This is a genomic window from Roseburia inulinivorans DSM 16841, from assembly GCF_000174195.1.
In the GTDB taxonomy this organism is placed as follows: domain Bacteria; phylum Bacillota; class Clostridia; order Lachnospirales; family Lachnospiraceae; genus Roseburia; species Roseburia inulinivorans.
Window position 1 is genome coordinate 1 of the sequence record NZ_ACFY01000101.1, and the last position, 13,434, is coordinate 13,434.

Genomic DNA, 13,434 nt, shown 5'->3' on the forward strand with positions numbered 1-13,434 from the left:
CGAAAACTGTGTTAAAATAAAGGCACAAAACAGAAGTATGTAATACATGATAGAACAATAAATCTGCAAGAAAAAGGAGAATACACAATGGGGCATAAGTTATATCTGGAATGTGGTTCCGGAATTAGTGGAGATATGTTTGTAGGAGCTATGCTTGATCTGGGAGCAGATCAGAAAAAAATGGAAGAGGCACTTCAAAGTCTTCCTGTAGATGGATTTAAAACGGAGATTACGAGAGTGAAAAAATCAGGATTGGATGCGTGTGATTTTAATGTTATTTTAGATCATGCACATGAAAATCATGATCATGATATGGAATATCTGCATGGAGATCATCATCATGCAGAACACCATCACGGCCATGAGGATCACCACCATGACGAACATCATCACCATGAGCATAGAAGCCCGGAGGATATTATTCACATTATCGGACATGCATCTATGACAGACAGTGCCAGAGAACTTGCATGCAAAATCGTAAAAATCCTTGCAAATGCAGAGGCAAAAGCACATGGTGTACCACTTGAACAGGTGCATTTTCATGAGGTCGGTGCGGTAGATTCAATTGTTGATATTGTTGCCGCTGCAGTATGTGCAGACAGTTTAAATTTTGATGAAGTTTATATCCCTCAGTTAAATGAAGGAAGAGGAATGGTGCGATGCCAGCATGGTCTGCTTCCGATTCCGGTTCCGGCAGTAGCGAATATTATAACAGATCATCATTTGAAATTGCATATTACAAATGTAGATGGAGAGTTAGTGACACCGACAGGAGCAGCGATTGCCGCCGCACTTCGCACGAGTGAACAGCTCCCGGAGCAGTTTGTGATAGAGAAAGTAGGAATAGGTGCAGGAAAAAGAGAATATGAATGTGTCGGGGTATTGCGTGCAATGATGATTGCCTGATCAGACAGCAGTATGAAAATATGAGAGAATGAAAGAAGGGGATTGCGCAAAAGCGATAGAAGCCAATTTTTGTGAGTAGTTACTGAAAGTAACCTGAAAATATTGTATGAAATGTAAAAAAAATATTTTGTACTGGACAAATTGAGCAGGAAGTGCTATTAATAAATTATCCATTAAGTTAAAACTTTTAATAAAGTATCGAGTACAACAATATATGCCCTAACATAATTGTTGAATTGCAATAGTGCATAGATTTCTGGCTGGAACTATCCGGATAGAAGTGATTAAAAGGAGAGAAAATGGAAGATAAGATGTTATACAAAGACCCTAGTCAACCCGTAGATGTACGTGTGGAAGATTTGCTTTCCAGAATGACACTGGAAGAGAAAGCTGCACAGCTGTGTGGAGACCTTGCGGCATCCTTTATTGTAGATGGTAAATTAAGTCATGAAGCTTTGAAAGAAAAATTTAAGGATGGACATGGAAGAATTACGCAGTATTCATTAGTTGGTCTCGTGAGTCCAAAACAGATTGCAGAGATTACCAATGAACTGCAGGATTTTTTTGTAAATGAAACCAGACTTGGAATACCGGTTGCGTTGCAGTCAGAGAATTTGTGTGGATACCCGGGAGCAGGCGGAACACTTTTTCCGGCTCAGATTAATGTTGGATCAACATGGGAACCGGAACTGGCAGAAGAGATGAGTTCGATCATTGGACAGGAATCCAGAGCAGTTGGAATCACATCTGCTATGAGTCCGGTAATTGACGTATCCAGAGATCCGAGATGGGGACGTACTTATGAAACATATGGCGAGGATCAGTACCTGATCAGCCAGATGGGTATTCATTACGTCAGAGGTATGCAAAATCAGGGCGTAAGCTGTATAGCAAAACATTTTCTTGGATATGCCGAGACACAGGCAGGACTTAATACTGCGACTACAAGATTAAATGACCGCGAATTATATGAAGTATTTGCGACACCTTTTGAAGCTGCAGATAAAGAAGCAGGTCTTGATGCAATGATGGCAAACTATGCAGAGATTGATGGACTGCCGGTAATTGATAATAAGAAAATTGCAAGAGATTTACTTCGTGACACTATGGGATTTGAAGGGATGCTGACATCAGATGGAGCGGCAGTATTAAAAACATATAACTATTTTAAAGTTGCAAACAGTTATATGGAAGCTGGACTTCTTGCAAAGAAAGCAGGATGTGATACAGAAATCCCGGTTGGTGCATCCTACCGTAATCTTCCGAATTACGTCAGAAGCGGAGAACTTGATGAAAAACTAATCGATGAATCAGTTAGAAGAATCCTTACAATTAAATTTAAGCGGGGATTATTTGAGAATCCATATTGTGAAATTGAAAAACTGGAAGAAGCAATGCGAAATGAGGAAAAAGAAGAGGTCAGCAAAAAAATTGCACAGGATTCCCTTATACTTCTTAAAAATGATGGTGTCCTTCCAATCAAAAAAGGAACAAAGATTGCTGTGATCGGACCGCATGCAGACAGCCTCCGTTATCCGGTAAGCGGATATACTTATCCTGCTTATATCGAGATGATGGATGCAGGAAGAAAAAACAATGCATCAGTAACATTCAATGGAATTGCAGATGAACAGGCTAAGGCAGAAAAGAAAAGGCACCAAAAGGACCATTTGAAACACTGTTTGATATGCTGGATGAGGAAGATGTAAAACAGCTGGACGATATGAACGGAGTTTTGAGAACGCTTCACACTAGAAGCTTAAAAGAAGTACTTTCAGATAGATTTGAGACAGTTTATGCACAAGGATGCGATATTATCGGAACATCAGAAGAAGGATTTTCAGACGCAGTGAAAGCAGCAAATGAGAGTGATGTTGTTGTCATGGCATTAGGTGGAAACTGCGGATGGGTTAATGTGACAGGCGGTGAGGGAAAAGATCGTCAGTCATTGGAACTTCCTGGTGTTCAGGAAAAATTATTAGAAACGGTTGCTGCAACAGGAAAACCTGTCGTGCTTGTTTTATATGGACCGGGAATTTTTTCTGTTAACTGGGCAGTAGAAAATGTCGCAGGAATTGTTCAGGCATGGATGCCGGGACCATTTGCAGGTGAAGCTGTAACAAATGTTCTTGATGGAAACTTTAATCCTGGAGGTAAGCTGAATGTAACAATTCCTAGAAGTGCCGGACAGATACCGATTTTTTATAATCATAAAAACGGTTCCGGATATGCATCGGGAAGCGATGCTACGAGTGCAGCTATTTTCAGTGGTGGATATACGGATGGATTGGGAACGCCATTATATCCATTTGGCTATGGGTTGAGTTATACAGAGTTTGCATTGGATCATTTCAAAATTGAAAAGACCGAGATTCCGACTGATGGAAAAATCGAAGTTTCCTGCACAGTAAGCAATATAGGTGCTGTTGCCGGAGATGAAGTAGTACAGCTTTATCAGGCATTCCACGGAGCACATGTCGTAAGACCTAATAAACAGCTTGCCGGATTTAAACGAGTTCATTTAAATGCAGGTGAGACAAAGAAGATTACTTTCAATTTGGATACAGCACAGCTTGGATATTATGACGAAGAGATGCAGTTTGTTGTAGAACCGGGACAGCTTGATATTATGGTTGGTACATCTTCAGAAGATCTTCCGTTCAAAGAGACAATTAGTCTGACTGGCGAGAAAATTTGTATTGCAGGTAAGAGAAGTTATACCTGTGAAGTGGAAGAAAAATAAAATATGAAAAAAGACCAAATAAAAGTGGCGTTACATTAGGACAATTAATGATGTATATGTAGACGATAAGAGCAGACAAAGCAGAATAATTTTATTGGAACAGTAAAAGGCGTGATTTTGGTCACGTCTTTTACTGCTTTTTACAAAAAAATAGGAATAAACCATGCTGATAAAATATCATACATTTTGATTACAATAATTTGAAAATATGTTATGATACTAACAGAGAATATACTGGATATTGAATCGGTTGAGATAAAAGAGTAGGAAAAGGGTATCAGAGCATGACTGGAAAAAAGGGAAACAGTTTACTGGAAACAAGAAGACGAAATCGTGTCTTGATCAAAAATATGATATTTCGGATGGAGAATGCGAGAAGGACTGCGATAGCCGAAGAATTAGGATTAACACTTCCGACAATTACAACGAGTGTAAACGAAATGCTTTCGGAGGGGATTTTAGAAGAAATACCCATAACAGATGGAAAACTTGTAAATAACATGGGAAGACGTCCGAATGCAATTGCATTCCGTGCAGAGGCAGCCTATGCAATTGGTGTGGAACTTGGCCCATATGCAACCAGGGCGGTTCTGATGAATTTAAGAGGAGAAGTTTTAGAACAATCAGAATATGAAAGTCCTGCTGAAAATTATGCAGGTATGCTTGAAAAGATAACTAATATCATAAACGAAATGGTGGATAAAGCAAAAGGCAGAAATCTGCTTGGAGTAGGGGTAGGACTACCGGGATTTATTGACAGAGAAAAGGGTGTGATCCGGAGCAATCCAAGAAAAGACTGGATGGGAAAACCATTTGCTACAGATTTAGAGGAGCGGATCCATCTGCCGATACTGATCGATAACAATGTCAGGCTTCGTGCTGTTGGACATGAAATGAGTATGCGTGGACAAAAACCGGATTCATTTGCATATTTTTTTGTTTCAAGAGGTGTTGCGTGTCCATTAATGTTGAAAGATGATGTGGTTTCAGGATATACAGCAGGAGCAGGAGAAATCGGCCATACAGTGATAAGCGTCGGCAAAGAACTTAAATGTGTGGATGATCTTGGCAGCGAAGGAGCAATTTTCAGAAATTGCCAGGAGGCAATGTTAGGAGGCAGGCTTCCGGAACTTAGAGAGCGTGTGCAGAAGGATAGGATACTTCGGATGGATCAAATCCTTGAAGTACAGGAACTGGGAAACCCTGAAGTCAATTCGATTATTGAACAGGCGATTGGTTATCTTGGAATTGCTCTGGCAAATGTTGTGAATTTGATCAATCCTGGTTATGTGGTGGCAGATAGCTGCTTGTTTCAATCAGAAAAGAACAGAAAGCAATTATTAGAATCGGCAAAAAGCAATTTCTTTGGACTCAATGAAGAAGAGGTTCAGATTGAGTTTGCTCCATTTGAAAAATTCCGCGGTGCGAAAAGGGGCAGCATATTTTTTGATCCGCGAAAAGTTTTTAAATATTTAGTAGCGGTCACTTAATATAACTAAATATTAGTTAAAAAGTTTAAGTAAATATCAACAAAATAAGTGCCTTATATTTGGAATAATTGTCAATTGATATTTATAAATTTTATCATATAATATAATTATTAAAAGTTTTAACAAAGTGACGGAATTAAAAAGTACTTTTGGTAGGGCAGAAGTACTATTTTAAAACCAACATAATTAAAAGATTTAACAACCTAACGGAGGAGAAAATATGAAAACAAATAATCAGGCTAAGCCAAAAGCATCAGAAGTACATTACTGGTTATACAGTACAGGTAACTTTGCAAACAATATCATCTTTATGATGGTAGGTACCTATATTACATACTTTTATACCAATATTCTTGGAATTTCACCTGCTATGGCAGGACTGGTATTTATGGTAGCAAGACTTGTGGATGCATTTACAGATCCATTAATGGGAATTATCGTTGACAAAACTAATACGAAAATCGGTAAATACAGACCTTGGATTATCGCAGGAGCACCATTCCTTGGAATTATGTTTGTATTACTTTTCACAGCACCGAATTTCTCGATGACAGGAAAAGTGGTATATGCATTTATTACATATATTATTTATTCCCTGGCATGGACAATTGTCCAGATTCCACAGCTTGCACTTCCTGCAATTCTTACAAATGATATTGCAAAAAGAACAAGAATCCAGGCAATCTTCCAGGCATTTGGATCTATTGCATCTTTGGTAGTATCAGCATGGGCATTACCAATCCTTGACAAATTAGGAGGACAGGATAATGCATCTGCATGGTTTAAGTTTACAGTGATCTTTGGTGCTGTCAGTGCAGTGATTTTTATTTTATCAGCAATGTCAGTAAAAAATGTTGATGTATACGATCCGGCAGCAAAAAATGCAAAAACAGAGAAAAAGGGATTTTCTTTAAAAGAAACATTTTCAGTTATTACAAAAACAAAGCTCTTTTATGTGTACTTATCGCATATGGAACAGATATGTTCGCATTCCAGATCTCCAATTCATTAAGAATGTATTTCTTTAAATATAATATGGGCGGAAGAACAGATCTTATCACATATATCGGATATGCATCTACTTTTGTTGGATTTGCATTAGTAGCATTTATTCAGCCTTTTGTAAAAAAGACAGGAAAAAGAGCAGGAATTATTGGTATTGAGGCACTTGCAATTTTAGTTACTCTTCCAATGCTTGTTACAGGATTAAAGGGTGCATACGCAATATCAGCAGTTATGTTTACATATATTGCGATCACATTTACATGGACTATTAACAATATGTTAAGCCGATCAGCTGTACTTGATTCTGCAAACTATGCACAGATGACACTTGGAATTAATGGAACCGCACTTGTTAATTCTACGTTCACATTTGTCAATAAATGCTGTCAGGCTTTCTCAATGTTCTTTAGTGGAATTATTCTTTCTGCGACAGGATATAATAAGGATGCAGTAGAACAGACACCTGGATGTTTAAAAGCAATTTTGCTGTTATGTACAGTAGGACCGATCATTGCATATGTATTTTCTATTGCTGCAATGTATTTCTATCCATTAACTCGTAAAGGTGAAGTAGAGATGCAGGAAAAACTTGACAAAATGTCTTTCGTAAATTTAGAAGATGATCTGATTCTGTAGTTTCTGTAAATAGTCATCAATAGAAGGAAAGGAATACAAGTTATCCCTTTCCTTCGTTAGATTAAAATAAGAATTATAAAAAATCAAACAAATTATCAGATTGGGAAAGGGTAGAAATATGTTAAACTTAATCATTCACAATCAGTCGGAAGATCAGAAAAAAGCAGTTGATGTGATCGCATCAGAAAATATCAGAATACTTGAAGAAGCAAAAACAGGGGAGAACTGCTATGCAGACAGTCAGGGATGGCTTGACACAGAGGAGTGGGCAGGCGAAGAGAATATAAAACGTCTGGAAGAAATTGCAAAAGAGATTCGTGAAAATGCAGATGCATTTGTTCTGATCGGAGTAGGTGGATCAAATAACGCAGCACGTTCCGTGATCGAAGCCTTAAGGAAGGATGATGCACCGGAAATTATCTATGCCGGAAATACGCTCTCTCCGGATGCAATGAACCGCATGATGAAGAGATTAGAGGGAAAATCCATTTATATTGACTGTATTGCAAAGAATTTCGAAACATTAGAGCCGGGTTCCTCTTTCCGTATTTTAAGAAAATATATGGAAAAAACATATGGTGAGGAAGCAGGAAAAAGAATCATTGCTACCGGTACCGTGGGAAGTTCCCTGGAAACACTCTGCACAAAATATGGATACACATTTTTAGAATTTCCACTGAATGTCGGAGGCCGTTACACAGCAATGACAAATGTTGGATTGCTTCCAATGGCAGTAGCCGGAATTGATATCAGCGAACTTGTAAAGGGAGCAAGGGATATGCAGATCCGTGTACATGAAGAGAGTGCCGAAAAGAATATTGCATATCAGTATGCATGTCTTAGAAATCTCTACTATAAAGAAGGATACCGTGTGGAGATGCTTTCAAGTTTTGAGCCTCAGTTCCGTTTCTTCTATAAATGGTGGATCCAGCTTTTTGCAGAAAGTGAAGGAAAAGATAATAAAGGAGTCTTTCCGGTGGCAGGAGAATTTTCGGAGGAACTGCATTCAGTAGGACAGTTTATCCAGGATGGTTCTCCGATTATGTTTGAGACATTTTTGGATGTAAAGAAGCAGAATGCATCTTTGATCGTAGAACCGGATGAAAAGGAAGATTATTTTGATTATCTGGATGGAAAAGATTTCTGGGAGATCAACAAAGCCGCATATCATGCAACTGTGGCAGCACATAGCAAAAAACTCCCTTGTCTTACGATAGAAGTGGATGAATTGGATGCTTATCATTTCGGACAGTTATTTTATTTCTTCCAGTTCGCATGCTATTTGTCCTGCAAGATCATGGGTGTAAATCCATTTGACCAGCCGGGAGTAGAGGCTTATAAAAAGTGGATGTTTGAGGCACTTGGAAAATAAAAACTATGTTTAATCAGATCATGAAATATGGAACACAAAAAGCTTCGGACTTGTAATGAACGTCCGAAGTTTTTTGTGATAAAATATTGGTGAAACATCACAAACGTTTGCGTAAATGCCACGCAAAATTTGTGACGGATGTGTTATAATGTAAACAGCGTAAGAAGTGTCGGAATTTTATAATTTCAGCAACACAGTTTCTGTTTGCAGTCAACCAAAATAGCAGACAAATACTTCAAATCAGGAGGAGAAAACTATGGGAGAGAATATACTGATCGTACATGGTGGTGGTCCGACATCTGTGATCAACGCATCACTGTACGGTGCAGTAAAGGAAGCAAAAAAGTATAAAGAGATCGAACATATCTATGCCGCTAAGAATGGTACAGGCGGGCTGATGAGAGAAGAACTGATCGAGCTTGAAAATGTTCCGGATGAGAAATTGGAACTTTTACTGAATACGCCGGGAAGTGCGATCGGAACATCCAGAGATCAGATTGAGCAGGCAGAATACGACAGAATGATCGAAGTACTTTTAAAGAAGAATATTAAATACGTACTTTTCAATGGTGGCAACGGAAGTATGGATACCTGCGGAAAGCTTTATAAGAACTGTCAGGCAAGAGGATTAGATATCAGAGTAATGGGCATTCCGAAGACTCATGATAATGACATTGCGATCACAGACCACAGTCCTGGATACGGAAGCATTGCAAGATATATGGCACAGAGTGTGAAGGAAGTGGCAGCAGATGTCAAAGGACTTCCAATCCACGTAGTTGTTGTAGAGGCATTGGGACGAAATGCAGGATGGACTACAGCAGCAAGTGCATTGGCAGACGATGGAGATGGTGTTGGTCCGGATCTTATTTATCTTCCAGAGCGTCCGTTTGATGAGGAGAAATTCCTTGATGACGTGAAGAAGCTTCTTGAGAAGAAGAGCGGAATCGTAGTAGTTGCAAGTGAAGGTTTAAGAGATAAAGACGGAAAGCCAATTGTTGAGCCAATCTTCCAGGTTGGACGTGCAACTTATTTTGGTGATGTCAGCCAGCACCTTGCTAATCTTGTTATTAAGAAGCTCGGATACAAAGCAAGAGGTGAGAAACCGGGTCTGGTAGGCCGTGCAGCCGCACATGAACAGAGTCCTGTTGACCGTGAAGAAGCAGTGCTTGCAGGAAAGATGGCCTGCGAAGCGATCATGAATGGTGAATCCGGAAAGATGGTAGCATTTGAGCGTGTTTCTACAGAACCATATGTGATGAAACCATTTTTAGTAGATATCGATAAAGTCATGATGTATGAGAGAACCATGCCGGATGAATTTATTAATGAAGAGGGCAATGGTGTAACGGAAGCGTTCAAGGAATGGTGCAGACCACTGATCGGTGGTGAACTGCCTAAGATGATTTCTTTTAACTAATAACATATATCAATAGAAAGAAAAACAAGGAGGCTAAATCCTCTCCTCGCACAAGGGAGATCGGATTTTGCTTCGCAAAACAAGGAGGATTATTATGTTAGTACCAATGAGAGCAATTTTGGATGCAGCAGATAAGAATGGTTATGCACAGGGTGCATTTAATGTAAATGCTGTATGCCAGGTAAAAGCAGCTGTAGATGTTCATCAGATTTTAAGAAGCCCTGCGATCATTCAGGGAGCTGATCTTGCAAATGGATTTATGGGTGGACGTACAGATTTCGCTAATTCCACATTAGAGGATAAGAAAGCAGGAGCTAAGAATATCGGAGCAGCAGTAAAGAAATATGCGGCAGATAGTGATATTCCGGTTGCACTTCACTTAGATCATGGTAAGAATTTCGATTCCTGTATCGCTGCGATCGAAGGCGGATATACAAGTGTCATGATTGACGGAAGCTCTCTTCCATTCGATGAGAACGTAGAACTGACACGTGAAGTTGTAAAATACGCTCATGAGAGAGGTGTTACAGTAGAGGGTGAGCTTGGTGTGTTAGCAGGTGTTGAAGATCATGTATTCGCAGCAACAAGTACTTACACAAATCCATTAAGTGCAATTGATTTCTTCAAGAAAACAGGTGTTGATGCATTAGCGATCAGCTATGGTACCATGCACGGTGCAAACAAAGGCAAGAATGCAGTGATCCGTAAGGAAATTGCAATCGCGATCAAGGAATGTATGTTACATGAAGGAATTGAGGGATATCTTGTAAGCCATGGTTCTTCTACTGTTCCACAGTATATTGTAGAAGAGATCAATGCCCTTGGCGGAGAGATCACAAATGCATACGGAATCGATGTAGACCAGCTTGTAGAAGTAAGCCATTGCGGCATTAATAAGATCAATGTTGATACAGATCTTCGTCTGGCAGTTACAAGAAATATGAAAGAGCTTTTTGCAAAAGATGCTGCTCTTAGAAACAGTGCATCTGTAGGTCAGATCTATGAATTATTAGAGACAAAGAAATCAGCATTTGATCCTCGTGCATTCATCACACCGATCATGGATACAATTATGTACGGAAATGTTCCGGATGATGATGTTGCAAGAATCTGTACATGCATTGAAGATGGTGTAAAAGAAGCAATCGCACCATTACTTGTGAAGTTCGGAAGCTACGGAAAAGCACCGAAGGTAGAACGCGTTACAATCGACGAGATGGCAGAACGTTACAGAAAAGCAGGAATCTAAGAAAGAGTAAGTTGATCATAATGGATGCCGGAGATACAGCGGGTGCTTCCGGTATCCATACCAGATAGAGAGGAAAATCCATGAAACATATTTATCTGAATTTAAAAAGATTTGATGTTCCAACAGAATTTGGTGGAGTAAACCGTATTGCACCGGTTGCTGAGTGGGCAGAGTATATTGTAAAGAATACACAGGACGAACTGAAAAAATATGATCGTTCAGAAGTAGAATTTGCAATGTATTTTCCGGAGGTTCACCTTTTAAATGCAGCAAAAGCAAAAACAGAGGACAGCCCGATCAAGGTTGGATGCCAGAGTGTTTACAGAGCAGACACTGCAGTAGGTGGCAATTTTGGTGCATTTACAACAAACAGACCGGCATCTGCAATGGTTGCGGCAGGATGTGAGACAACAATCATCGGACATTGTGAAGAACGTAACGATAAGGCCGGAATTCTTGCAGAAGCAGGAGTGACAGATACAGATGCAGTGAATCGTCTGTTAAATCAGGAGATCAAATGTGCCATTGAAAGAGGAATGACAGTTCTTTATTGTATCGGAGAAAAGAGTGAAGAGCAGGATCAGTGGCAGGAAGTATTAGGCAAACAGCTTGAGATCGGATTAAAAGATGTTGACAAATCTAAAGTCGTGATCGCTTATGAGCCAATCTGGTCAATCGGACCTGGTAAAACACCGGCAGGAAAAGACTACATCACTAAGATCGCACGTTTTGTAAAAGAACAGACTGGTGGTATGGATATTGTATACGGTGGTGGATTAAAGCAGGATAATGCAGCAATGCTCGCTTCTATCGATGAAATCGACGGAGGACTGATCGCACTTACAAGATTCCAGGGTGAGATCGGATATTATCCGGAAGAATACCTTGAGATCATCCGCCTTTATATGGGTAAATAACCCAAGAATTTGAACAAGACACAGAACATAAATATGAATCCTGGAAACAGAGAAGAATAATGTTTCCCGGATTACGGTAAATTATACTATGAATGAAAAGGAGAACAAAGATATGAAGATCGATTTCGAATATGGCCAGGGAACTATGACAGCTGAGTTACCAGATAATACTGACATTTTTATTCCAGGTGAAACAGTAAAAGATCCGGCTTATATCCCGGAAGATAAATTAGAGGAAGCATATTTAGAGAGTCTTGCTCATCCAATCGGAATGCCAACTTTAACAGAGCTTGCTCATAAAGGAAGCACTGTTACATTTATCGTTCCAGACCGTGTTAAAGGTGGAGAACAGGCAACTAGCCATAGAAAATTAAGTATCAAATACATCTTAAGAGAACTTTATGCGGCAGGTGTTGAGAAGAAAGATATTCTGTTCATTATTTCCAATGGTTTACATCCAAGAAGTAAAGAATCTGATGCAAAGGCAATTTTCGGTGAGGAATTATTCAACGAATTCTGGCATACAGGTCAGATCATCAGCCATGACAGTGAGGATCAGGAGCATATGGTATATCTTGGAAAAACTCACAGAGGTGATCCGGTATACATGAACAAATATGTATTTGACTGTGATATTCCAATTCTAATCGGTCATGTACAGGGAAATCCATATGGTGGATATTCAGGCGGATACAAACACAGTGCAACAGGTATCACAAACTGGAGATGTATTGCAAGCCATCATGTACCTTCTGTTATGCACAGAGACGACTTTACACCGGTTAATGGCGGAAGCTTAATGCGTGATAAATTCAATGAGATCAGTATGCATATGGAAGAGAAGATGGGACATCCATTCTTCTGTTGTGATGCGGTACTTGATACATGTTCAAGACAGATTGCAATCTATTCCGGATATGCAAAAGAGATGATGCCGATCAGCTGGAAACTTGCAGATAAGAGAACTTATGTACACTGGGCAGAGAAGAAGTACGATGTACTTGTATTTGGTATGCCACAGAAATTCCACTATGGTGATGGAATGGGAACAAACCCAATCATGATGATGCAGGCATTAAGTGCACAGGTATTAAGATTTAAACGTGTTATGAGTGACAACTGTGTAATTATCTGCTCTTCTATCTGTAACGGATACTTCCATGATGAATTATGGCCATATTTAAGAGAACAGTATGAATTATTCCAGCATGATCATATGAATACATTGCCGGATATCAACCGTTACGGCGAGTACTTCGCAACAAATGAAGAATATATCCGTAAATACCGTTTCACAAATGCATTCCATCCATTCCACGGATTCTCTATGATGTCCTGTGGACATATCGCCGAGATGAATACAAGTGCAATCTATATTGTTGGTGCTGAGGAACCGGGATATGCAAGAGGAATGGGTCTTAAGACAAGAGCTACTTTTGAAGAAGCTTTAGCAGATGCAGAGAAGAAGTTCGTAGGAAAGAATCCTAACATTTTAGCACTTCCTATGACATTTAAGAAGGCAGCTGTTCATCTTTGCATGAAGAATCCGGAAGATGATTGTATGGACGCTTATGGACATCGTCATAACAATGGCGGATGTGGATGCTGCTAATCATATTATAAAAAGCCAGATACTAATTTAAAATATACCCCAAAAAAAAAAAGAGAGAGAGAGTACGTACGTTCGTTCGTT

11 protein-coding genes are annotated in these 13,434 nt (G+C 39.4%); all 11 read left to right on the top strand.

Features of this window, described 5'->3' with window-relative positions; genetic code table 11:
* Positions 1-87 precede the first annotated feature (87 nt).
* The 11 genes from larC to ROSEINA2194_RS11815 all read left to right on the top strand — a co-directional run bounded on the left by larC (position 88) and on the right by ROSEINA2194_RS11815 (position 13,353).
* The gene (larC, locus tag ROSEINA2194_RS11765; RefSeq protein WP_007887224.1) at positions 88-909 is read left to right on the top strand and encodes a nickel pincer cofactor biosynthesis protein LarC; all 822 of its coding nucleotides are present in this window, start codon (positions 88-90) and stop codon (positions 907-909) included.
* A gap of 299 nt (positions 910-1,208) precedes the next feature.
* The gene (locus ROSEINA2194_RS11770; protein ID WP_007887226.1) at positions 1,209-2,618 is read left to right on the top strand and encodes a glycoside hydrolase family 3 protein; all 1,410 of its coding nucleotides are present in this window, start codon (positions 1,209-1,211) and stop codon (positions 2,616-2,618) included.
* A complete protein-coding gene (locus tag ROSEINA2194_RS11775; RefSeq protein ID WP_007887233.1) occupies positions 2,597-3,652 on the top strand; it encodes a glycoside hydrolase family 3 C-terminal domain-containing protein in 1,056 nt (351 codons plus the stop codon). The genes ROSEINA2194_RS11770 and ROSEINA2194_RS11775 overlap by 22 nt, the downstream gene beginning before the upstream one ends.
* Before the next feature lie 284 nt (positions 3,653-3,936).
* The gene (locus ROSEINA2194_RS11780; protein ID WP_007887234.1) at positions 3,937-5,142 is read left to right on the top strand and encodes an ROK family protein; all 1,206 of its coding nucleotides are present in this window, start codon (positions 3,937-3,939) and stop codon (positions 5,140-5,142) included.
* A 220-nt stretch (positions 5,143-5,362) separates the two neighbouring features.
* Positions 5,363-6,154 carry an MFS transporter gene (locus ROSEINA2194_RS23035; RefSeq protein WP_007887236.1) on the top strand — a complete coding sequence of 264 codons (792 nt, stop codon included), beginning with the start codon at positions 5,363-5,365 and terminating at the stop codon, positions 6,152-6,154.
* Positions 6,124-6,783 carry an MFS transporter gene (locus ROSEINA2194_RS23040; RefSeq protein ID WP_044927823.1) on the top strand — a complete coding sequence of 220 codons (660 nt, stop codon included), beginning with the start codon at positions 6,124-6,126 and terminating at the stop codon, positions 6,781-6,783. The genes ROSEINA2194_RS23035 and ROSEINA2194_RS23040 overlap by 31 nt, the downstream gene beginning before the upstream one ends.
* A gap of 118 nt (positions 6,784-6,901) precedes the next feature.
* On the top strand, positions 6,902-8,155 hold the full coding sequence (locus tag ROSEINA2194_RS11795; RefSeq protein ID WP_007887238.1) for a phosphoglucose isomerase-related protein: 1,254 nt from the start codon (positions 6,902-6,904) through the stop codon (positions 8,153-8,155).
* 256 nt (positions 8,156-8,411) lie between these two features.
* The gene (locus ROSEINA2194_RS11800) at positions 8,412-9,575 is read left to right on the top strand and encodes a 6-phosphofructokinase (protein WP_007887239.1); all 1,164 of its coding nucleotides are present in this window, start codon (positions 8,412-8,414) and stop codon (positions 9,573-9,575) included.
* A gap of 94 nt (positions 9,576-9,669) precedes the next feature.
* Positions 9,670-10,824 (top strand): class II fructose-bisphosphate aldolase, encoded by a 1,155-nt coding sequence (locus tag ROSEINA2194_RS11805; RefSeq protein ID WP_007887240.1) that lies wholly within the window; start codon positions 9,670-9,672, stop codon positions 10,822-10,824.
* Positions 10,825-10,904: 80 nt separating this feature from the next.
* Positions 10,905-11,741: a triose-phosphate isomerase family protein gene (locus ROSEINA2194_RS11810; protein ID WP_007887242.1), complete on the top strand. Its 837-nt coding sequence runs from the start codon at positions 10,905-10,907 to the stop codon at positions 11,739-11,741.
* A gap of 112 nt (positions 11,742-11,853) precedes the next feature.
* Positions 11,854-13,353: a lactate racemase domain-containing protein gene (locus tag ROSEINA2194_RS11815; RefSeq protein ID WP_044927825.1), complete on the top strand. Its 1,500-nt coding sequence runs from the start codon at positions 11,854-11,856 to the stop codon at positions 13,351-13,353.
* The last annotated feature ends 81 nt before the right edge of the window (positions 13,354-13,434 follow it).